Origin of the sequence: Tunturibacter psychrotolerans, assembly GCF_040359615.1 — a bacterium.
In the GTDB taxonomy this organism is placed as follows: domain Bacteria; phylum Acidobacteriota; class Terriglobia; order Terriglobales; family Acidobacteriaceae; genus Edaphobacter; species Edaphobacter psychrotolerans.
Genome location: NZ_CP132942.1, coordinates 3,686,045 through 3,708,969 on the forward strand (window position 1 = coordinate 3,686,045; position 22,925 = coordinate 3,708,969).

The window sequence follows — 22,925 nt, forward strand, 5'->3', positions numbered from 1 at the left end:
AAGATGTTCTCAATTGAGCGACCAACCTTTGGCTGGAGAGACTCATGAAGCGATTTATTGAAGAAAGAACTTCCCATGGCGCCATCAAGGTGATGGTGGCAAATCTTCCCATCATTCTCTGTGAGCTTTTGCAGGGTGCATTTCAAGCCGTTCCGGACATTAAGATCGTCCTCCCCGCCAACGAACTCCAGCATCTTCTCAATCCGGCCGAACCTGTCCCGGTCGACGTCATCCTCATCGGCTCTTCAAAGACGGACTCTCCCGGCGCCGTCTCCATTCTTCAGTCCATCCCTGACGCATACAAGACTGCCCGCGTCGTCGTCCTCACCCAGGACCCCGACTATGCCGAGGTCATCTCCTTGTTTCGCGCCGGCGCGAAGGGAATCTTCGGCAGCGCCGACCTTCGATTCGAACTCCTGTGCAAGTGCATCCGGTGCGTCCATCAGGGACAGATCTGGGCAAAAAACGAGTTGCTCGCTCACCTGGTCTCTTCCTTGTCTCACCCAAGATCTACGAACGTCATCGACCGCCACGGCAAGCCGCTGCTCACCACACGAGAGCAACAGGTCCTGCATCTTCTATCCGACGGTCTCAGCAACTCCGAACTAGCCACGGTCCTCAAACTGAGCGAGCACACCATTAAGAATCACCTATTCCGCATCTACGACAAACTCGGAGTCTCGAACCGGATGGAGGCCGTCTTGTACGCGCTTACCCCTCGCAACCCGCCCCCGGTACAAAATCGCCCCTCGAATCCTATGCCCTCTAACAAAATCACAATCATCAAAACAGCATAGGAAGTTGCCTTTCTCGTTGTCATCCCGGTAGGGAATCTGCCGTTGCACTCGTCTACGGGCAGGATCCATATCTCCGGCAACTCGGTGGGTTTCTTTCAGAACCGGTGATACACTAACTCTTAGGCTAAGGTGCAGATATCCTGAGCAGAGAGATCAACTCCCTGCTCCGCACCCATCCGAACATTCTCCGGAGATCATGTCTCCGGGCTCAAGAGGTACCAAGCAGCTCCGATGGTTATTCTTCTCGTCATCATTCACGTTGTCGTCTGTCTCTTCCTCATTGGTGTCGTCCTCCTGCAGCAAGGCAAGTCCGCCGACCTCGCCGGAGCCTTCGGCGGTCAAGGCTCGCAGACCGCATTCGGTCCTCGCGGCGCAGCCAACCTCCTCACCAAGCTGACCACCTACTCGGCGATCGTCTTCATGCTCACCTCCATCGGCCTGACGATCCTGTTGTCCCGCGCAGGCGGAGACCACTCCGTCCTCTCCGGCACCGCGCACCCGACCCACCAGACAACGCCAGCCAAGAAGTAGTCCTTTTCAGTCTTCCGAGATGCGCAGGCCACCGGCTTGCGCATCTTTCATTTCACTGCTCAAATTACACCCACCCTCCCAGGCCAAACCATATGATCCACGAGATCCTCACCGTCGGGCCGCTGCAATGCAACTGCTCCATCCTTGGAGACGAGAACTCCCACGAAGCCATCGTCGTTGACCCGGGCGACGACATTCCCCGCATCATGGCCGTCCTCGCCACCCACGGCCTCACCGTCAAAAAAATCGTCATCACCCACGCCCACATCGACCACATCGCCGGAGCCCATCGCCTCAAGCAGCTCACCGGCGCCCCCATCCTCTACAACCAGCACGACCTCCCCCTGGTCAAAATGATGGACATTCAAGCCGGCTGGCTCGGCATCCCCACCCCCACCGTCTCCGCTCCCGACGACACCCTCGAGGATGGCAAGCTCATCGCCGTCACCGGCCTCTCCGGCTCCATCCTCCACACTCCCGGCCACACCGAAGGAAGCGTCTGTCTCCACATCCCCACCCAATCCCTCCTCCTCGCCGGGGACACACTCTTCGCCGGCTCCGTCGGCCGCACCGACCTACCCGGCGGCAACACCCGCAAGCTCCTGAGCTCGATCCACGAGCGACTTCTCACCCTGCCCGACGACACCACCGTCATCCCCGGCCACGGCTCCCGAACCACCATCGGCACGGAACGGGACTCAAATCCATTCTTGCAAAACTAATAAATAGAATTAGTTATACGCATAACCGAAAGCAGAGCTTTACACGCATCACATGAACTAGTAACTACCGTGGTTCAACCCTGTTACCGTTTTTATTCTCTGAATCCCGTCATCAAACTCCAGCATCTGCCCTAACAGACTCACCACTACGCGGCCAGCTCCGGCAATCCCATAAAACGCACCCGGATGCACAATTACCCCCGCCCCCCTCAGCAACCTCTCCGCCATATCCTCTTCAGCAAGCTTCTGCGGCAACCGCAGGATCGCACTCCACCCCGCCTCCACCCGTAACACTTCAACTCCACTCTCCGCCACCGACCGCAGATTCCCCCTCACCCGATCCAGAATCTGCTCCTGAATCCCCCGCCTCCCAGCCAACCACACCGGCAGCGCTCTCTGCATCGGAGCGTTCATCGACAGAAAGGTATCCGCCACCACCTCCAGCCGCCCCATCGCCCGGTTTCGATCCCCCTCCGGCCCGAAACCCACAATCCAACCCACCTTCATCTGCGGCAACCCTGCGATCTTGCTCATCCCGCTCAGCACAAACGTCAACACCGGATGCGGCCCAACTGCAAAGCTCTCCAGCCTCGCACCCTCCTCCAACGGATAATCCAGAAACACCTCATCAACGATCAACGCCAGCCCATGCCGAGCGCATATCTCCTCAAGCCTCGCTCGTTCCTTTGCCCCGGTAGCGTGACCCGTCGGATTATTCGGATTAACCAAAACAATCGCCTTCGTCCGCGGCCCAATCCTGCTCTCCAGCCCCGCAAAATCGATCCACCACCCATAGTCATAAAACAGCGGATAAGGCTTCAGCCGCACATCTTCCAGATCCGCCAGAAAATCAAACAGTGGATAGCTCGGCTGCGCGACCAGCACCTCGTCACCCGCGTCGCACAACAGCCGAAACAGATACCCATACCCCTCACTCGTACTCGTCGTCAGCACCACGCTATCCGGGTCGACATCCGCGCCATGCTCCCCGTAGTACCCCCCAACCGCCTCCCGCGCGAACCTCATCCCACGAGGATCCGGATCGTACGTCATCGCCTCCCCGCTCGCCAACGGCGCAAGAATAGCCTCGGCATCATAATCAAACCCACAAACCGTGGGATTCGAAACAGTCAGGTCGACCAGCTTCCGCCCTGCCACCCGCGCTTCACGAATCGCCGCAGCAAACCCACTCGCCCCCACATCCCAACCAGTCCGCGCAGAAAACCGATAGCTCACCCAATCATCCTAATGCGGCCTGCTACGAAGTAGCAGCAACCCACATCCTCAAATCCCAACGTCCCTTACAATTGCCATTAATGCCCCCAATCAAAGCAGTCCTCTTCGACTACGGCATGGTCCTCTCCGGCCCACCCGACCCCACCGCCTGGACCCGCATGCTCTCCATCACTGGCCTCAACGAGGAGATTCTTCACCGCGAATACTGGGCACACCGTCACGCCTACGACCGAGGCGACCTCAACGCCGAGTCCTTCTGGCACACCGCTGCCTCAGGCGCCGGCATCGCCCTCACACCCCAACAATTCACCGACCTCGTCGCCGCCGACACCGATTACTGGTCCACCCTCAACCCACCCATGCTCGCATGGGTCAGCCAACTCCAGCGCTCCGGCATCCCCACCGGCATCCTCTCCAACATGCCCGACGCCATGGAAGCAGGCCTGCGCGCCCGCCACGCCTGGATCGAATCCTTCGACCATCACACCTGGTCCCACGCCGTCAATCTCGCCAAACCCGAACCCGAGATCTACCACCACGCCGCCCAGGGTCTCAATACTCCCCCCGAAAACATCCTCTTCCTCGACGACCGATCCGAGAACATCGCCGCAGCCCTCGCCGCTGGCATGCAGGCCATCCAGTACTCCACTCACCCAGCCTTCGAGCAGGAGATGCACGCCCGCGGGCTCGACCACCTCCTACAACTTGAGCGGAATACGGCCTCCCAAAACGGGAAGCTATAGTACCTCGGTAACGTATCGTCCCAATTCCTCCACCCCAACAGCGCCAGCGCAAGGAATATTTAAGGTCAGGCTGCACCAGCGTACTGCCCGCAGCTAACAAAACATGAAGACACCGCTCTCTCTCCGACGTACAGTTGCCGGTCTCTGCGGCTTCATCGCTCTCCTCCTGATCGCCTCCCTTCCCCTGGCCGCCCAGCTCACCGGCCCCCAGCAACTCCTCTTCACCGGCCTGCTCGGCTCTTCGAACCCAGATCCCTCGAACGCGCGCTCCGCGCAGTTCAACGCCATCCAATCCGACTCCGCCGGCAACCTCTATCTCCTGCTCGACCAGGGCGACGGCATCCGCCTCCTCAAAACCGACGCCTCCGCAACCAACATCCTCGCCCAAACCCATCTAGGCTCAACCGGCGACATCGGCCTAGCTATGGCCACCGATCCCGCAGGCAACCTCTACATCACCGGCACCACCACCTCCGGCATCCTCACCACAACCTCCGGCGCAGCCTTTCCCAACGCGGCCGATACATCTATCAACTCGTTCATCGGCAAGTTCGACCAAAACTTAAATCCAATCTTCCTCACCTACGCCGGCAGCCCTCGCACCGCCGCCTCCGCCATCGCCGCCACCTCCGACGCCGTCTTCCTCACCGGCAGCATCTTCGGCTCCGCGCTCCCCGTCACCCCCTCCGGCATCATCCAATCCCCCGCCTCAGGCTCCCTCCAAAACGGCTTCGTAGAAAAGTTCAACACCACCGGCACCACCCTCCTCTACGCCACCTACCTCAGCGGCCAAAACGGCAACACCGCCCCCGCCGCCATCGCAGCCGACCCCTCCGACAACGCCTACATCGCCGGCTACACCACCTCCACCGGCTATCCCACCCTCTCCGCCATTATTCCCGACATCCTCACCACCACCTCCGGCTTCCTCACCAAACTCACCCCCGCCGGCGACGGCATCGTCTTCTCCACCTTCATCCCCGGCCCCGGCATCTCCTCCCTCGCCATCGACCCCGTCGCCCAAAATCTCCTCCTCACCGGCTCCATCGCCCCCGGCCAGTTCCCCATCGCCTCTGTCTCCTCCCCGCTGGTCAACACCAACTACCAGACCCTCCTCCGTCTCTCCCTGGACGGCAGCACACTCCTAACCTCCGAACTCCTCGCCCCCGGAACGCAATCCTCCGTCACCCCCGCACCCTCCGGCGCCGCCTGGGTATCGGCAACAGGCAACAACCCCGCCTGGCTCCTCCCGCTCACCGCTCTCTCCACCATCGGCAACAGCTACGCCCTTCGCATAACCCAACAAAACACTATCGACCAAACCATCCGCCTCGGCGGAATCCCCACCACCAACCTCGCCTTCGCAAGCGCCCCCGTCATCCTCACCAGCCTCACCGTCGACGCACTCGGCCAACCGACCTTCGCCGGCAGCGCTTCACCCACCGCAAGCTCCAGTCTCCTCGCCACCGAAACCTACGACCTCCCGCTCCTCAACACCCCAACCGCCGCACTCCCCTCAACCCTCCGCTCCGCCGCTCTCCCCACCGGCTCCTGCACCGGCAGCCTCTGCGCCGGTTCTGCCGCCTACCTCGCCAAACTCAACCCCACCACCGCCGCCCCCAGCCTCGCCCTCTCCACCGACGACTCCCCCAACCTGACTCTCCGCAACCTAGGCAGCAGCACCGCAACCAACCTCCAACTCACAGCCACAAACTTCACCCTCGCCACCGACTGCCCCACCACCCTCGCTCCCAGCGCGGATTGCAACATCGCCCTCACCAGCACCAGCACCAATCCCGGCACCGTCACCGCCCAGGCCAGCAACGCCACCGCGCAAACCGTCACGCTCCCCGCCACCACAGCCACACCAAACGCAATCGTCTTCTCCCCGCGCGAACTCGACTTCGGCATACAAACCGCGACCAGCCCCATCGCCACACGAACCATCACAGTTACAAATTTAAGCAACACCCCGCAAACCTTCCCCTCGCAACTCGGCAGCAACCAATCCACGCCCTACATCTTCGCCGAATCCTCCAGCGACTGCCCCGCCGCAACCGGCAACACCAAAACCCTCGCCGCCAACGCCACCTGCCACATCACCCTCAGCTTCACTCCCTCCAGCTCCTCCGCCAACGACGGCTTCGCCCAGATCCCCTGGACCATCGGCACCGACTCCGCCCTCCTCACCGCCTACTCCCAAACGACAGACCTTAATCTCTCCGCCACCGAGATCGACTTCGGCACCCAATTCGGCACCGGCTCCGACGCCAGCCCCACCCTCCCTCGCTATCTCTACATCTCCAACAACTCCGCCAACGCCGTCACTCACACGCCCGTCACCCTCGCTGCCCCCTTCACCCTCACAGACCATTGCCCCACCACGCTCGAACCCCACACCGTCTGCCAGCTCGAAATAACCTATAACTCCCCGGTAGCCCCATCAGCGGACTCCACCACTCTCACCCTCGACGAAGGCCTCACCGTCCTCATCACCGGCGCCACTCACCCCCAGCCCACCGGAATCGGCCAGTCCGCCAACCCCAACCTCACCGTCACCCCCGCCACCATCAGCTTCCCCAACGCCGTCCTCGTCACAAGCACCTCCAGCACCACCCAGACCGTCACCATCGACAACATCGGCGCCGTCCCCTTCCCGCTCGCCCTCACCCTCACCGGCGACTTCACCGACGCAACCGACTGCGCCGCCACCCTCGCTGGCAACGCAACCTGCACCGTCGTCCTCACCTTCGCGCCATCGCAACCAGGCACCCGTCAAGGCCTCCTCTCCGTCACTGCCGGCAGTTCCTCTCCCTCTTACGTCACCCTCAGCGGCACCGGAACCGCCATCGTCACCGCACCCAACAACACCCTCGCCTTCGGCAACGTCCTCGTAGGCCAGCCGTCAGTCCAGTGGTACAAGGTCAACGCCCCCTTCAGCACCCTAACCGCCACCACCTCCGCGCCCGACTTCAAAGCCATCCTCGTCGAAGACATCGGCTTCGGCCACGGCCAGCCGCCAACCTCCGCCTTCCTCTCCACCTTCACCGGCACCTGCACCAACTGCTGGCTAGGCGTGCAGTTCACCCCGTCGGCCCCCGGCACTCAAACCGCCGCCGTCACACTCACCTCCTCCGCCTCTGGCACGCCATCCCCCCTCGCTCTCACCGGCACAGGCATAGCTCTCTCCGGACTCATACTCGCGCCCACCACGCAAGACTTCGGCACCGTCCCGGTCCATAGCACCAGCGCCCCCTCGCTCTTCACCGTTACCAACCTCACCACCGCCGCCGTCAACCTCACCGCCCCCATCTCCACCGGCGACTTCGCCCTCAGCACCGCCCCCACCGGCGGCTCCGCCTGCAGCGGCCCACTCGCACCCAACGCCTCCTGCTTCTTCAACGTCAACTTCTCCCCCACCGCCACCGGCGCGCGCACCGGCACCTTCACCCTCCAGGCCTCCACCGGCCCCATCACCGCCACCCTCACCGGCTTCGGCTCGCCCGACCCCGGCCTCTCCCTCAACCCAACCGCACTCATCTTCAACAACGTCCCCGGCCTCTCCTCCACGCAACAAAACATCATCCTCACCAACACCGGCACCGCCACCCTCCAGATCGCCACTCCCACCAATACCACCGCCAGCTTCAGCTCCACCAACAACTGCACCAACCTCGCCCCCGCCGCAGCCTGCACCATCACGGTCAACTTCGTCCCCACCAACGCCACCGTCACCGACACCCTCCAGATCCCCGTCACCAGCTCCGCCACCGGCCCAACCACCTACACCGTCCCGCTCTCCGGCGCCTACACCACCGAGAGCGCCGGCCTTCAGATCCTCCCCAACCAGGCCAACTACGGCTCCGCCCCCACCAGCACTCTCGGTGCAACCCGTCAGTTCACCATCACCAACCTCACCGCCAAATCTCTCGCCCTCGACATCGCGCTCCCCCGCCAGTTCCTCCTCAGCGGCCCCGCCTGCGCCGCCCTCGCCCCCAACGCCTCCTGCAACTTCAACGTCACCTTCCTCCCCCTCACCAACGGTGATATCACCGGCACCCTCTTCGCCCAGGCCACTCCCACCGACGGCTCCTCCACCCTCAACGGCCTCGGTTTTGTCGAAGGCTTCGGCATCGGCTCCGCCATCCTCACCATCTCCGGCAACATCATCCCCGGCCAGACAGTCCTCGACTTCGGCCAGGTCTCCTCCGGCCAAAGCACCACCCAAACCGTCACCCTCACCAACACCGGCACAGCTTCACTAACCATCCGCCGCCTCACCAGCCAGTGGCCCTTCCTCATCGCCGCCACCAACTGCGTCAACACCCTGGCCGCCAACCAAAGCTGCGCCACCACCCTCGCCTACACCCCCATCAACCAAACCGCCAACACCCCCGGCCCCGCCGCCCCAGACTCCGGCACCCTCATCATTGAAAGCGACGCTCTCAGCGCCCCCGATCTCCTCACCCTCACCGGCCGAGCCGCCCCAATCACCGTAGCCGCGCCCAGTAACGCCGCCCCGCTAGTCTCCTACGCCCTCTCGCAAAGCTCCCTCACCTTCGGTCCCACCCAGGTCGGCGACGCCACCGAAACCCAAACCGTCACGCTCTCCAACACCGGCACCACCACCCTCCACATCCAACCCATCCACTTCATACCGGATTTCACCGTCCAATCCGCCTGCGCCACCCTCATCCCCGCGCAGAGCTGCACCATCATCATCGCCTTCGCACCACAGCCGGTCGCCACCAACACCACCACCAACCGCATCTCCGCCATAGAAATCGTCTCCGACTCCAGCACCGCACTCGAGTTCATCAGCCTGCTCGGTATCGCTACCCCATCCCCCATCACCGTCACCCCCATCTCACTCGACTTCGGCTCCGTCCAACTCGGCAGCAGCGCCACCCTTCCGGTCCAGATCACCAACATCAGCGCCACCCCAGCCGTCTTCTTCGGCCTCAGCGCCAGCCCAAACTACACCGTGGCCAGCGACTGCCCCAGCACCGGAGGCTCCCTCGCCCCCTCCACCAGCTGCACTGCCCAAGTCACCTTCACCCCCACCCAAACCGGCGCACACAGCGGCCTGTTCAGTGTCGCTTCCTCTCTCACCCAACTGCCCATCAACGTCAGTCTTCAGGGCACTGGCATCCAATCCCACCTGCAAGCCGTCCCCACCACCCTCAACTTCGGCAGCATCGCCATCGGAGCCTCCGCCGCCCAAACCCTCATCCTCACCAACACCGGCACCGCTCCACTCACCAACCTCGCCCTCACCATCACCGGCGACTACGCCATCACCGTCCCCTGCACCTCCACCACGCTCGCCCCCGGCAACAGCTGCAAGATCACCGTCACCTTCGCCCCCAGCGCCCTCGGCCCGCGCAACGGAGTCATCACCTCCACCGACCCGAACACTGGCCTCCAAAACCTCAACATCCCCCTCACCGGCACCGGCGTCCCCAACGGCACCTTCACCCTCACCGTCAACGGAGGCCCCACCGCCACCCTCACCATCCCCAGCGAGCAAGCCGCCGACTACACCCTCACGCTCACCCCACAATCCAACTACAGCGGCACCGTCGTCCTCAACTGCACCCCCGTCACCCCCGGCCCCTACGCCACCTGCTCGCTGCTCCCTTCCAGAATCAACCTCAACGGCGCCGCACAAAACTCCATCGCCAACCTCAACACCGTAGCCGACGTCGCACCCACCACCTCACAAAACACCCACACGACACACAACCGCACCCTCCTCTGTCTCCTGCCCCTATCCTTCCTCTTCTTCTGGAAATCAAAATCAAGCAGCCCGCAAAAATCCCACCCCACACGCCTGCTCTTATTCGCAATCCTCCTCACCCTACCCGCGCTCTGGATCTCCGGCTGCGGCCGCGGAGGCACCGACCCCAACCTCCGCTTCACCCCACCCGGCACTTACCAATATCAAGTCACCGCCACCTCCACCACCGGTGTCGAACTCACCCAGACAGTCACCCTCAACCTAATCGTCACAGCCGGCCATTAAGCGGAACAATTATTTTGTAACCGTTACAGTTTCTTTTGTATTTGCAGTTGCAGTTGCCGTTGCCTTTCTAGTCGTCATCCCCGAAGGGGATCTGCTGTCGCCCCTCCGACCTCATCAGCCAAAGCGACACCATACCGCACCTTGGGCGCCCCCTCCGCCACCAGCAGCACCGCACCGGCATACAGCAACGTATCCCAAACGTAGTTCGCCCCCTCCAACACCGCAGGTACCCCAGACGCCATCAGCAAAATCGGTAGATAAAGAAAAACCGTAAGCAGCGTCATCACCAAACCCACCACCGCTGCCCCATCGCGGCAATATCTCCGAATCAATATCGCCACTCCACCCCCAATACAAACCAGCCCAGTCAGCAGCGCCCAAACATGCGGCCCAGGCACCCACGACGGCGTCAGCTTTTCCAACGGAACCCCTGGCGCAAACTGCGGAAAAAGTATCAACTCCACCCCATACACCATCAGCACAACACCAAAAACCACCCGCCCAACCCACACCGCTACATTCTCGCCGCCATCCCGCGACCACAAAAATCCCGCAAGCGCCAGCGCACCCGCACCAAAACTAAGATCCCGCAACGCCACATTCCAGATGAATCTATCGTGCATCTGCGCCACCGCATTCGGCACATGCAGCATCACCACAAACAGAAAAAACATGATCGCAAGCAGCGTCGCAGTCAGACGAACCCGTATCCCAAGCGCCAAACTAAACGCAGCAGCAATCAACGCAAGGCCAACGAAGTAAACCCAGAACAACCGCACCGGCATCCACACCGGAACAGCCCCAATAATCACCTTGCCGAGCACCAGATGCTCCGCCCCAAACGCCGCCAACGGTGCCGCAAACAGCACCCTGCCAACGGCAACCAGTTTGTCCAGCCCTACCGCCGTCTGCAACTCTCTTCTCGCGGCAACGAACCCAACAACAAGAGCAATCACCCCCGCAACGCAAATCCAAACATTAGTAGTCGGCGGCACAAACACCTCTTCCCAATCAGAATTTATGGCGCACTATCGAATCTTCTTCCAAAGCAGATCTTCGTTATTCCTGCGGTCAATCATCATGTCCACATGCCCCGCCGCATCGCGATGAAACAACCGCCGCCCCTCAACTCCCGCACGAAAAAACATATCCGGAGACTCCGGCAAGAGCTGATACGGCTTCCCCGAGTTGCGCTGCGCATACAACTCACTCCCCTGCCGCGTCACCGTGGCTACATTCCCCGGAGCCAGCTCGTACCTGCCCACATAATCATTCAACAGAGCCTCCGCGACCTCACCCACAGCCGGATCTTCGTAGTACCGCAACGTCTGGCTCGCAACAATCTGCCACGCCTGATTCCGATACAACCACGTGTCGGTCGAGTGATAACGTGCATGCAGCTCCCGCCCAAACACCGTCTCCACCTCATCGCAGTCATAACTCAAAATCGCAACGTTCACCGTAAGCAGCGACTTCGGACGCACCACCCGAATCGTCCCGCTGTAGCCCGCAGGCAACGGTTGCAGATCTTCCATCAGTGCAGCCTTATCCATCGCCCTGCCCTTCTCATCGAAGAACATCGCATCCTCTGCGACATACTTCTTCCAAGGCGCCTGATTACCAGGCCCAACCGCATCGTAAAGCTCTTGTGTCCGCTGAACTAGTTCCACTTCGGTAATCTTCGATATATCCACTCCACGCGCCACCGGACACACGAAGACCGCAATCACCAACGAAGCAACCAGAACTGGCTTCATCTCACTCTCCTTCAGACAAACTCCGACCCACCATTCTGCACAGTAGGTACGCCACCCAAAGCTCAGAGTTCCCTCAGCAGATCAATTGCCTACTGTCCATAGAGCCGATACCGAACCCAGTACGTCCCATTACTCCAATCGATCCGAGTCCCATCCTTGCTTATCGTCCCCGTGATCCTGGTCCCCTGCCAGTTCGTCGTCACACCCCACTTGCCATTGAACGATCCAGTAGCTCTATCTCCCACCTCGTTCTGCAACGTCAAATTTCCCCGCCGTTGCTGAATCGAACACTGCAGCGATCGATTCCCATTCGGATACCAGTTCCCATTCAGATTCGGCTGTCGATACCCACCACCACCCCCACCACCACCGCCGCCGTAACACCTGGCCCAGAACGTTCCATTCGACCAATTGATCCGCCGTCCATCTCCACTAAGCGTCCCCGTCACAAACTGCCACTCCGGCGCGACGATCTGATTGTCGCCCTGGAAGTTCCCAATCGACGTACTCCCACTCTCATTCCGCAGGTTCAGGATCGGTCCATTACTGCTGATCGAAGCCTGCTTCGAAGGGTCTCCCTGCGCGCACCACGCCCCCATAAACCCCGCCGATCCCGACGCCCCCTGCTGATTATTTCTTCTCGCCTGATCTTGCTGTTGCTGCCTCTGCTGCGGCGCATCCGGCGGCGGCCCCTGCGGAGCTTGCAAGTCCGGCGGCATCGTCGGAGCATCCGGTATTGGTGGCGCCTGCGGTATCGTAGGCATCTGCGGCGGCGCGGGCATCAGCTGAGCCTTCCCTACAGCACAGAAAACCACGCCTCCCAACAACAGATATAAAGCTGCTCTCTCAAAGCGAACTCGACTCACCACGGCTCTCCTCCTCGCAAGAAAGCGAAGCCATTATCCACCCGAATCGTCACTCAGGAAAAGATCGCGGCTTAGGAAAAAGAGGTTCTTCCGTTGTCCCTGAGCTTTTACTCCGCCGTCATCACGCGAAGGTCTTCGTCAACCGTCTCTGGCCGCCGATTCGCAGCCGTAGGCAGCGAAAGCAATCGCGCAGCCAACACAGACAGCCTTTGAATCGGAACCGAAAGCTCCTCGGCCAACGTCTTCGCATCTCCGGACACCCCGCCTGCAGCCGCCAGATACACCAGGTTCGTAATGCTTTGCAGCGGATTATTGATCCTGTGAGCCAACTCATTCGCCATCCCAGCCGCGGCACCCAGCATCGCCTGCTCCATCAGCTGTTTCTGCTGCCGCTGCTGCCTCACACCCATCGCCACAAAATCCGCCAGCACCTGCATCATCCGCACGTCGTTCCCGTCGAACGCCTCATCCCGCCCATGAGCCATAACAAAGATCGTGCCGCGAGTCTCCCCCTCATCCCACGGAAGCAGAATCCCATCGGTCACCTCAGGCGCTTCGACTCCCAACAGATCAAAGAAACGCTGCGTCACGCGAAAAAGTTGTGGCCGTCCTCGCTCCAGGCAAACGCCGCACGCACTCGGCGAACGCGGAAGCACCGCATTCAGAAATCCCGAGTACGCCCCCGCAGTCGCGACCCAATGGTAATAATCCTCATCTCTTCCGGTGTCCTGTTGGATGCTGATACCCGAACTGTCCGCGCCGCACAACTCCACCGCCGCATTCACTAGCTCCTGCAATATCGCATCGGGGTTGTCGATAAAGGCACGCGCTACCCGGCGCATCCCCTCCATCTGGGTCACAACGTCGCGCTCATGAAGATGTCTCTCCGCAAACGAAGCATCCTCAACAAGGTCGATCACCTCGAGGCCCGTATCCGCCGTAATCGAATCGACCGTACTCATCTGATAAAACCCTTTCGCCCTCTCGGCCCAACTACCTGCGCGGTCGAATCCGCAAAGAATCGAAGCCACGTCATCTCCGACTTCCGTCAGAAACCGAAGCATCCATCATACTGTTCAGGGGAGGTGTTACAGATCATAGCCCACGCCAGAAAAGAAACTCAAGAAATCTCTCTCAAACGTGGCGTATTTCCAGAACCCAAAAATTACGCGGCTTAATCACCACGCCAGCCACACACCCCACCACAACGCCACCACAAAAACACCACCGCAAAAACGCGCATTTCCCCAAAACACCCCTGAAAAACCGCCCACAAAGCGCAGTTCTCCCCCAACCCACCACGCCAGCATTTTTTTCTTAAACGTCTACCGCCGAACCGACCCTATCGAAACCGGCACCTGTTCCACGATCTCAATCCCGAACCCCTGCAGCGCCGGCACATGCGTCGGAGTATTGGTCAGCAGCCGAATCTTGTGAATCCCCAGATCCGACAGAATCTGCCCGCCCAGCCCCACCTGCCGCAGCGTTCTGTGCGCCCGGTCATCATTCCCCTCCCGAGCCCGCTGCTCCCGATGCAGCACAATCCGCGGTGGCGTCACCGCTTTATCCACGCCAAAACCCGCGCTGCCATTGTGCAGATACACCAGCGCTCCCTTGCCTTCCTCCGCAATCATCTTCAGCGATTGATCCACCACGGCCTTGCAATCACACAGCGTCGTAGAAAAAACATCCCCCGCCAGGCAGTGTGTATGCACCCTCACCGTCACCGGCTCCTCACCGCTCACATCCCCATACACCAGCGCAATATGCGACTCTCCGCCATCCACCTCGCTCTCATATGCGATCATGCGGAACTCACCATGCGCCGTAGGCACCAGAGACTCGGCCACGCGATGAATGTACCGCTCATGCTGCAGCCGATAGCGAATCAGATCCGCCACCGTCACCATCAACAGCCCATGCTCCGCGCAGAACTTCACCAGGTCCGGCACCCGCGCCATCGTCCCATCGTCGTTCATGATCTCGCAGATCACACCAGCGGTTACCAGCCCCGCCATCCGCGCCAGATCCACCGAAGCCTCTGTCTGCCCCGCCCTCACCAGCACGCCACCCTTCCGCGCACGCAGTGGAAACACATGCCCCGGCCGAGCCAGATCATGCGCCGTCGAGCGCGGGTCGATCGCAACCTTGATCGTATGAGCCCTGTCAGCAGCAGAGATCCCAGTCGTAACGCCTTCCCGCGCCTCGATGCTCTCGGTGAACGCGGTCCCAAACCGAGACGTATTCTCCTGTGTCATCGGCCCCAGCCGCAGATAATCCGCACGATCTTCCGTCAGCGTCAAACAGATCAAACCCCGGCCATACTTCGCCATAAAGTTAATGGCCTCCGGCGTAACAAACTCCGCAGCCAGCGTCAGGTCGCCTTCATTCTCGCGGTCTTCATCGTCCACGACGACCACCATCCGCCCCGCCTTGAACTCCGCTACCGCCTCTGCCACGTCAGCAAACATAGTCCCCGCCTTCCAACTGCATCTCTTTCGACGCCTCTCATATTACGTCCGACGCAAAAAAGAAGCGCCACCCACTCGGGGCAGCGCTGTCTTTTTACAACCAAATTGCAAAATTGAAACCAAACGCTTACAGCGTGGACTCGATCTCGAATCCCCACGCCTCTAAAAGAGCCTCGGGAATGTACTTCGAATTCTTGTTTCTACGGGCCCACTCACGGAGCCGAGTCGAACGAATGTACTGATCGGGTGTGAGCTTGAACTCCTTCACAACCTGCTCGAACGATGTTACCGTTGGAACAACCGGCCCAATCGGCTCAGGCTTGCCCCAGTTGGGATTTCCACGACGCTTTGCCATGTTTTCTCAGTACCTCTTCAATATTTGATTCCGCACTTCGCGTTTTACTCTCTGGGAAATTAACGCAACCTTCATTCTAAGGCATTTACACGGCAAAAGCAAGCCGCTCCGCTACCTCCCATAAGGCATTCTTGCAGTGGTTTTAGCGCTGCTGAGCCAAGCCATAGAACTTCACCAGATCAGCCTTCATTTCCTTCAACGCATCCACATTCAGATAGACCATGTGACCCGCCGGATAGTAACCAAACTGCACGTTATCAACCAGTTTCTCCGGCAGATCCATATGGCTCAGGTCGTACTCCGTTGAAAAGAATGGCGTAGCCAAATCAAAGTAACCATTGGCCGAAAACACCCGAAGCTTCGGGTTCTTCCGAATTGCATCCGCCAAATCCACCGCAACATCGGGCGCAGTCTGTTCCCCTCCACGTCCGCTCACGGCCCCGGCAGCTCTGTGCTTGAAGTCCCAGGCTTCATTCACCCCCGGCCCCGAGGTGTAATAAGGCTCCTGACTCATATACTTCAGCTCCCTCTGAAGGTACTCATGAAACGCCCCCACATACACTCCGCTGATCCCCGTATCCGACGGGTCGTAGCTCGGGTTCTCCCCCGCCGAGTCCTGGTCCCATCCCATAAACCGAGCATCATATCGACCCAGCGTTCGCTGATCCTCGCGCAACAACTCCTTGCGAAACCGCGTCGCTGAAATCCTCAGCTTGGCCTCCTTCACATACTCCACACTGAGCCCCGTAATCGCCGCCACCTTGGCCGCCATCGCATCGAACTGCGCCGCCGGCAACTTGTCCCCTTGCTGCAACGCCTCCGCATAAGGTCCCCGCGCAAACACTCTCGCTTGCTCCACCCACTCAGCCAGACTCAGGCTCGTCTTCACCTTGTGATAGTGAAACGCAATCGCCGCGAACGAAGGCAGGTACCCAACCGCCTCATAGTCCAGCCCGGAATTACGCCTGTTGTAGTTCAAAATCGACGACAGCAGCGTCACGCCATTGAACTCGACCCCATCATTCTGCAGCGCACTCACCAACCCCGCCGAACGCGTCGTTCCATACGACTCGCCAAATAAAAACTTCGGCGAATTCCACCGTTGATTCGCCGTAATGTACCGCACAATAAACTTCCTGAACGCCACAATATCCTGATCGGTCCCGGCAAAGTCTTTGACCGTTCCCTTCCCAACCGCACGCGAAAACCCCGTCAACGGCGCATCGACAAACACAAGGTCGCTCTTATCCAGAAGGCTGTATTGATTCTGCACCCATTCAAACGGAGCCGGCCCCGTTGCCTCCGGACTCTGCGTCACCACCCGCACTGGCCCGAACGATCCCATATGCAACCAGATCGTCGCCGCGCCCGGTCCGCCATTGTAGAAAAAAGTGATCGGCCGGCTCTTCGCATCCACCCCATCTTCCGTATAAGCCACGTAGAAGATGCTTCCATTCGGCTTATCCTGCTCGTCTCGTATCAGCAGATTTCCCGCGGTCGCCGTGTAGTGAACCATCCGCCCACCGGCGGCCCACTCATGCTTCGTCACCGAACTGGCCTCTGCGGGAATTGGAACGCTCGGCTCTTCCTTCTTCGGCTCGGCTTCCCCAGCATGTTGCTTACTCTCGGCAGACTGAGAGAATGCAGGCACCGACATTAACACCACCATCAATGCAACAACAGCGTATGGCATCCGAGATACCAACAAAAACTTCGAAGCCTCGGTCTGAGTCAATTCACTTCTCCGGGAGCGCTATCCAAATCCGACGCAATCCAAAACAAATTGCGGCTTTGTCGACGCGATCATCATACCTTTCCGACCGCCTCTACAAAGCCGCAATTCCGCATTCCCGGTGCTAATACTTCGGTGTTACTTACGCCGTATCAAGATGGAACGGCGTCGTATAACGCTCGACCGGATACCCCTTCGCCTTCCACGCATCCAGTCCACCCTTCAGGAACTTGATCTTGGTAAAGTTGAGCTCTAACGCTCTCTCCAGAATCATCCGGCTCGTACTCTGGCTAACGCACGTGCAATAAATCACCGACTCTTTCTCCTTCGGAATCAGCGTAGCCTCGTGAAGCACCTCCTTCGGCGGAAGCCTCCTCGCGCCAGGAATTATCTCCGAATGCGCCAGCAAATCCAGCGGCTGCCGAACATCGAACAGCAGAATATCCGCATTTTCTTCCATCAATTGCCGAAGGGAGTCCGCATCGATGCTGTGCGCCTCCAGCTCTCGCCTTCGCCGCAACTGCCTTATCCTGAAAAATCCGAACAGCAAGACCAAAAACCCAACTACGCAAATGAGAATCAGATACATTTTGGTCCTCCCAACTTCCCTGCACTATCTGATTGAAGTCCCGTGCCGAAAGATGCGATGAATTCTGCGCCAGTAACCAGATCGAGCAGTCCCAAAACCACATCCTCCTCAACAAAGTCCGCTCAAAACCGCCGCAGATGAAATTCCCCTGAAGCAAAGAGCTCTCGCCCGACCAACCTAACCATACACTTTGCACTCGCAATGACACGATTCATGCCATCTCGTTCCGACTGAAGGATCTGTTCGCGCATTTTCACTTATCGTCTCAAATCCGCAGGAAGATCCGCTTCCGATAAAGCAGACCCACGATCGACATATTAAGGCAGACAATCGTAATGGCATACGCCAGAGACGCATGGATCGGCTTCATCCACGAAGCAAAACCATACTGGTATCCCCACGCATGCAGGCTCAAGTCAGCGCCACCAGCCCTCACATGAATCCGGTCGCTCAGTGTAGTGATCACATTTGAAAGCACAAACGCGAAGATCGCATTGGTGCCAAAGATCAGCGCAGGCCGAGCCCACCACCGCCACCGCCTCATATCAAGGATCACAAAGCACACGCAAAACGCCAGCAGACTTACCCCACTGCTGAACAGCGCAAACGTACTCGTCAAAATCTTCTTATTGATAGGAAGCCAGGGCTGCAGAAACCACCCCGCCAGCACAAGCACCAACCCAGCCAAAGCCAGCCCCAATGCCTTCTGCCCATCCGAGCGTCTGCCACGCATCCACTCCCCCGCAAGCACACCGATCAAAAGCGTAGCCAACGCAGTCACCGTCGAAAGGATCCCCTCAGGGTCATACGTCACTCCGTACCCAGGCGTAGTCCCGTACGCCCACATATGCCGAGTCCCAATGATGGCGCGGTCCACATAAGCCGCAACATTGCCCACTGAATCCAGACGGCCAACTCCGAACCCAGGCACCGGCACAAGCTTCAACACCGCCCAGTACCCACCAAGAAGACAACCCGTCAAGGCTCCAATCATAAAAATGCCACGCCCACGAAATCGCCCATCGCCGCGACTCCACAGATAGATCATGCCGCCGCAAAGATAGCAGATCGCAATTCGCTGCAGAATCCCCGGAATACGCACCGTATGCAGATCGTAGTCAGGAAACCCATTCACCAGCAGGCCAATCACGAAGAGCACAACGCAGCGCGCGACGATGTGCCGAGCGAGCGTCCCGCGGTCGGCCCCACGTTCAATCCTCGCCGCGAACGAAAGCGTAATCGCAACCCCACTCATAAACAAAAAGCACGGAAAGATCATGTCGGTCGGCGTCGCACCGTTCCACTGTGCATGCAGCAACGGCCAATACACCGCGCTGTAAGTTCCGGGATCGGTCACCAGAATCATTCCAGCTATCGTCAGACCGCGCAAAACATCGAGAGACATCAACCTCGCATCGCGCACACCAACCCCGGAATCTTTCTTCTGCAAAATTAAACCCGTCATAGACGTGTCAACTTTCTACAGACAACAAAGAGCAAAGTCCATTATTTAATCGATTCAGCACATTCGGGCACCCAAACTTCAACCTGCGCTTGACCAAAGCTAAGGCTGAGATTTGAAAACATTCAGAGTCGTGCAATACCTGCTACTCTCTCTATGAATTTCGGACGACACCATGACCGCTACAAAGCTCAGCGTCATAACGTTCCTCATCGGAGTTACGGTTCAAACCGTCGTCTTCGCGAATCCAGCTTTGGCTCTCCCGCAACAGGCTTCACCCGCCGCATCATCCCCAGAAAACAAGAAGCCGGACGCACAAGCTAGTCCCAAACCGTCGCTCCCCAATCCAGATTTCTTCGGCATCTATCACGCTGGAGACGGAGTTACACCTCCGAAGCTCATCTTCTCTGTCGAGCCAGAATTCTCCGAAAAAGCGAGAAAGAAAAAGATTGGAGGCGACTGCCTAGTCTCTCTGATCGTGACTACGAACGGCACGGCAACTGACATACACGTCGCGAAATCGATCGCCGATACGGTGGCCGCGAAGCAACGTGAGGCAGCCCTCGAACTCGACCAGAACGCTGTCAAAGTCGTCGCGCAGTATCGGTTCACCCCCGCGACCTACCGCGGCACTCCTGTCCCGCATCGGTTGAACGTCGAAGTGAACTACATGATTTTCTAGCTCCACCTAACGAAGTCAAACTCCATCCAGGACTCAAGCTATCTACCTCGAGTTCCACACAAGCCGCTTCGCCCTCACGCGAAGATTATGCGAAACTCGATCTAGCAGCATGAACCTCGAAACCCTCCTCCATCAAACCTTCGGCTTCGCTGAGTTTCGCGCCAACCAGGAGGCCGTATGTCGCGCCGCTACCGATGGCCGCGACGTCCTGCTAGTCATGCCCACCGGAGCAGGAAAATCCCTCTGCTATCAGCTCCCCGCCATCGCCCGCGGTGGCACCGCCCTCGTCATCTCCCCTCTCATCGCGCTCATGGACGACCAGGCCACCAAGCTCACCGCCGCCGGCCTTCGCGTCGCCCGCATCCACTCCGGCCTCTCCCGCGACGAAGCCCGTCAAGCCTGCCGCGACTACCTCGACGGCACCCTCCAGTTCCTCTTCATCGCGCCCGAGCGCATGCGCGTCCCCAACTTCCCTGAAATGCTCGCCCGCCGCAAGCCTTCCCTCATCGCCATCGACGAAGCCCACTGCATCTCCGCGTGGGGCCACGATTTTCGCCCCGACTACCGCACCCTCGGCGACTTCCTCCCCGCCCTGCGCCCTGCCCCCGTCATCGCTCTCACCGCCACCGCCACGCCCACCGTCCAGCGCGACATCATCACCCAACTCAAACTCACCCAACCCGACCTCTTCATCCACGGCTTCCGTCGCCACAACCTCGCCATAGAGGTCGTCGAGCTCTCCAAGCCCCGCCGCAACGAGTTCACCGCCAACCTCCTCAAGGAAAAATCCAACCGCCCCGCCATCGTCTACGCACCCTCACGCAAAGCCGCCGAAGACCTCGCCTCCACACTAGGCGGATCTGCCGCCGCCTACCACGCCGGCCTCGACCCCGCCACACGCGAGCGCGTCCAGCGCCACTTCCTCTCCGGCAATTTGGAAGTAGTGGTAGCAACCATCGCCTTCGGCATGGGCATCGACAAAGCCGACGTCCGCACCGTAGTCCACACTGCACTCCCCGGCTCCGTCGAGCAGTACTACCAGGAGATCGGCCGCGCCGGACGCGACGGCAAACCCTCCCGCACCGTGCTCCTCCACTCCTTCGCCGACCGCAAGATGCACGACTTCTTCCTCGAGCGCGACTACCCCGCCATCACCGACCTCACCCGCGTTGCCGCCCTTCTCACCAGCGACTACCAGATGCCCGACCTCCTCCGTCAGCGACTCCAGATGGAAGCCGAGACCTTCGACAAGGCCGTCGAAAAACTCATCGCCCAGGGCGCCGCCAACATCGACATGGGCGGCAACGTCCGCGCTGCCGAAGACGCCCCCCGCAGCGCCGCCTGGCGCAAAGGCTACGACGAACAAATCAACTTCCGCCGCTCTCAAATCGACCGCATGGTCCAGTTCGCCGAATCCGCCCAGTGCCGCATGGCCGCGCTCATCCAGCACTTCGGCGACACCGACGACGGCCTCCGCCCCTGCGGCCACTGCGACTTCTGCGCCCCGCTGAGCGCCACAGCACAAACCTTCCGTCAACCCACCACCGAAGAAGAACGCCAACTCCGCGCCATCCTCCGCGCACTCGACGGCCAAACCCGCGCCACCGGCAAACTCCACACCGAGCTCTCCACGGGCCCCTTGCGCAACACCCCCGCCGCCGAGCGCAAAGTCTTCGACACTCTCCTCGACGCCCTCACCCGCTCCGGCCTCATCACACTGATCACCGATCAGTGGACTAATCCCGAAGGCAACGTCGTCACCTACAAAAAAGCAGCCCTCACTCACGAAGGCCGCACCCTAACTGGCCCCCTCCCTCCCGATCTCCTCCTCAAAGACGCAGGCCAAGCCGCCACGTCGCGCAAAAAATCAGGAACAAGCAACAAAGCCAAACCATCCAAGGCCTCTCTCAAAGCCGAGCGCGACCAAACCACCGCAGCCTACACGCCAACGCAAAAATCCCTCGAAGCCAACCTCCGAGAGTGGCGCAAAACCGAAGCCGCCAAAACCGGCAAACCCGCCTTCATCGTCTTCGGCGACAGCGTCCTCCACAACCTCGTCCTCGCAGCTCCGCAGACGATCTCCCAACTCCTCACCGTCTCCGGCATAGGCCAGGAAAAAGCCGACCGCTACGGCGCAGACCTCATCGCTCTCTGCCGCGCCGAAGCTACCAGCGGCATCATAGACTCCTCCAACCCTCGCGTCACCCGTTCGCCAAACGTCACCTCCGCCACAACAAGAGCCCTCCCGCATACAAAAGAATCGCCATCTCGACCGGAGCGCATCGAAGTGGAGAGACCCGCCTTCCTCTCTACCGCCAATAGCATCCCCACAGAAACCTTCACTCGCCAGCGCGCCACCGCACCCGACCCAATCGAATCCCTGACCCCAGACCAACAAGCCCTCGACGAACGTCTCCGCGACTGGCGCAAAGCCGAGTCCGAACGCCTCGGCCTCCCTCTCTTCTTCGTCCTCGCCTCCACCACCCTCCGCAACATAGTCCTCGCCCGACCACAAACCCTAACCCAGCTCAAATCTATTCAGGGCCTAGGCCTCGAAAAAGTAGAAAAATTCGGCCCCGGAATCATAGAAGTCTGCACCACCTGATCTCCACGCCGCATAAGGTAAACTGGCCCCGCTCAGTAGACGAAACTTCGAGCAACATGAGGCCAAATGAACCGCCATCTTTCGGGCAAACTCATCGCCGCATTGATTATGGGATTACTCCTGGGCTTGTCCTTCGTCCACAGTAGTCAGTTGGTAGTTCGACATGGGCGTCAGGCGTTCATGATCGCGCAGGAGCACCGTTTTGATCGCTTCACCTCTGCTCCGCACACCTTCATTCACATCCTTGGCGTCATCATCGCCACCTGCCTGTTCCTCTTCTTCTACGAACTGCTCGCCTTCGGAGCCCAGCGCACCCTCAAAGCTCCCACATCAGTCTTCACTGAAAAATAAG

18 protein-coding genes are annotated in these 22,925 nt (G+C 59.8%); 8 read left to right on the forward strand and 10 right to left on the reverse strand.

Features of this window, described 5'->3' with window-relative positions:
• The first annotated feature begins 44 nt into the window (after positions 1-44).
• From RBB77_RS15290 to RBB77_RS15300, 3 genes are all read left to right on the forward strand, one after another.
• A complete protein-coding gene (locus RBB77_RS15290; RefSeq protein WP_353062604.1) occupies positions 45-797 on the forward strand; it encodes a response regulator transcription factor in 753 nt (250 codons plus the stop codon).
• Between the two features lie 231 nt (positions 798-1,028).
• The gene (gene secG, locus RBB77_RS15295; protein WP_183980833.1) at positions 1,029-1,328 is read left to right on the forward strand and encodes a preprotein translocase subunit SecG; all 300 of its coding nucleotides are present in this window, start codon (positions 1,029-1,031) and stop codon (positions 1,326-1,328) included.
• Positions 1,329-1,420: 92 nt separating this feature from the next.
• Entirely contained in the window at positions 1,421-2,050 is a 630-nt protein-coding gene (locus RBB77_RS15300; RefSeq protein WP_353062605.1) for an MBL fold metallo-hydrolase, read from the forward strand.
• 57 nt (positions 2,051-2,107) lie between these two features.
• On the opposite strand, the gene RBB77_RS15305 is transcribed toward RBB77_RS15300, so the two are convergent.
• Positions 2,108-3,286, reverse strand: coding sequence for a pyridoxal phosphate-dependent aminotransferase (locus RBB77_RS15305; RefSeq protein ID WP_353062606.1), 1,179 nt, complete (start codon positions 3,284-3,286; stop codon positions 2,108-2,110).
• 80 nt (positions 3,287-3,366) lie between these two features.
• Here RBB77_RS15305 and RBB77_RS15310 point away from each other — a divergent pair, with 80 nt between their 5' ends.
• Positions 3,367-4,029 carry an HAD family hydrolase gene (locus RBB77_RS15310; protein WP_353062607.1) on the forward strand — a complete coding sequence of 221 codons (663 nt, stop codon included), beginning with the start codon at positions 3,367-3,369 and terminating at the stop codon, positions 4,027-4,029.
• A 103-nt stretch (positions 4,030-4,132) separates the two neighbouring features.
• The gene (locus RBB77_RS15315; RefSeq protein WP_353062608.1) at positions 4,133-10,054 is read left to right on the forward strand and encodes a choice-of-anchor D domain-containing protein; all 5,922 of its coding nucleotides are present in this window, start codon (positions 4,133-4,135) and stop codon (positions 10,052-10,054) included.
• Positions 10,055-10,128: 74 nt separating this feature from the next.
• Here RBB77_RS15315 and RBB77_RS15320 read toward each other — a convergent pair whose 3' ends face one another.
• The 9 genes from RBB77_RS15320 to RBB77_RS15360 all read right to left on the reverse strand — a co-directional run bounded on the left by RBB77_RS15320 (position 10,129) and on the right by RBB77_RS15360 (position 19,289).
• Complete coding sequence (locus RBB77_RS15320; protein ID WP_353062609.1) at positions 10,129-11,049, reverse strand: hypothetical protein; 921 nt, start codon at positions 11,047-11,049, stop codon at positions 10,129-10,131.
• Between the two features lie 33 nt (positions 11,050-11,082).
• On the reverse strand, positions 11,083-11,811 hold the full coding sequence (locus RBB77_RS15325) for a DUF4440 domain-containing protein (protein ID WP_353062610.1): 729 nt from the start codon (positions 11,809-11,811) through the stop codon (positions 11,083-11,085).
• An 89-nt stretch (positions 11,812-11,900) separates the two neighbouring features.
• Positions 11,901-12,677, reverse strand: a complete 777-nt coding sequence (locus RBB77_RS15330; RefSeq protein ID WP_353062611.1) for a hypothetical protein — start codon at positions 12,675-12,677, stop codon at positions 11,901-11,903.
• Between the two features lie 107 nt (positions 12,678-12,784).
• Positions 12,785-13,708, reverse strand: a complete 924-nt coding sequence (locus RBB77_RS15335) for a GAF domain-containing protein (protein ID WP_353062612.1) — start codon at positions 13,706-13,708, stop codon at positions 12,785-12,787.
• Between the two features lie 294 nt (positions 13,709-14,002).
• Positions 14,003-15,148 (reverse strand): 3,4-dihydroxy-2-butanone-4-phosphate synthase, encoded by a 1,146-nt coding sequence (gene ribB, locus RBB77_RS15340; RefSeq protein WP_353062613.1) that lies wholly within the window; start codon positions 15,146-15,148, stop codon positions 14,003-14,005.
• 127 nt (positions 15,149-15,275) lie between these two features.
• Positions 15,276-15,503 carry a hypothetical protein gene (locus RBB77_RS15345; protein ID WP_020713518.1) on the reverse strand — a complete coding sequence of 76 codons (228 nt, stop codon included), beginning with the start codon at positions 15,501-15,503 and terminating at the stop codon, positions 15,276-15,278.
• Between the two features lie 142 nt (positions 15,504-15,645).
• Positions 15,646-17,238 carry a S10 family peptidase gene (locus tag RBB77_RS15350; protein ID WP_353062614.1) on the reverse strand — a complete coding sequence of 531 codons (1,593 nt, stop codon included), beginning with the start codon at positions 17,236-17,238 and terminating at the stop codon, positions 15,646-15,648.
• Positions 17,239-17,377: 139 nt separating this feature from the next.
• Entirely contained in the window at positions 17,378-17,824 is a 447-nt protein-coding gene (locus RBB77_RS15355) for a rhodanese-like domain-containing protein (RefSeq protein WP_353062615.1), read from the reverse strand.
• 265 nt (positions 17,825-18,089) lie between these two features.
• A complete protein-coding gene (locus RBB77_RS15360; protein WP_353062616.1) occupies positions 18,090-19,289 on the reverse strand; it encodes an acyltransferase family protein in 1,200 nt (399 codons plus the stop codon).
• A 172-nt stretch (positions 19,290-19,461) separates the two neighbouring features.
• Here RBB77_RS15360 and RBB77_RS15365 point away from each other — a divergent pair, with 172 nt between their 5' ends.
• The 3 genes from RBB77_RS15365 to RBB77_RS15375 all read left to right on the forward strand — a co-directional run bounded on the left by RBB77_RS15365 (position 19,462) and on the right by RBB77_RS15375 (position 22,924).
• Positions 19,462-19,968 carry an energy transducer TonB gene (locus RBB77_RS15365; RefSeq protein WP_353062617.1) on the forward strand — a complete coding sequence of 169 codons (507 nt, stop codon included), beginning with the start codon at positions 19,462-19,464 and terminating at the stop codon, positions 19,966-19,968.
• A 109-nt stretch (positions 19,969-20,077) separates the two neighbouring features.
• A complete protein-coding gene (locus tag RBB77_RS15370; RefSeq protein ID WP_353062618.1) occupies positions 20,078-22,573 on the forward strand; it encodes a RecQ family ATP-dependent DNA helicase in 2,496 nt (831 codons plus the stop codon).
• 66 nt (positions 22,574-22,639) lie between these two features.
• Positions 22,640-22,924 carry a hypothetical protein gene (locus RBB77_RS15375; RefSeq protein ID WP_353062619.1) on the forward strand — a complete coding sequence of 95 codons (285 nt, stop codon included), beginning with the start codon at positions 22,640-22,642 and terminating at the stop codon, positions 22,922-22,924.
• The last annotated feature ends 1 nt before the right edge of the window (position 22,925 follow it).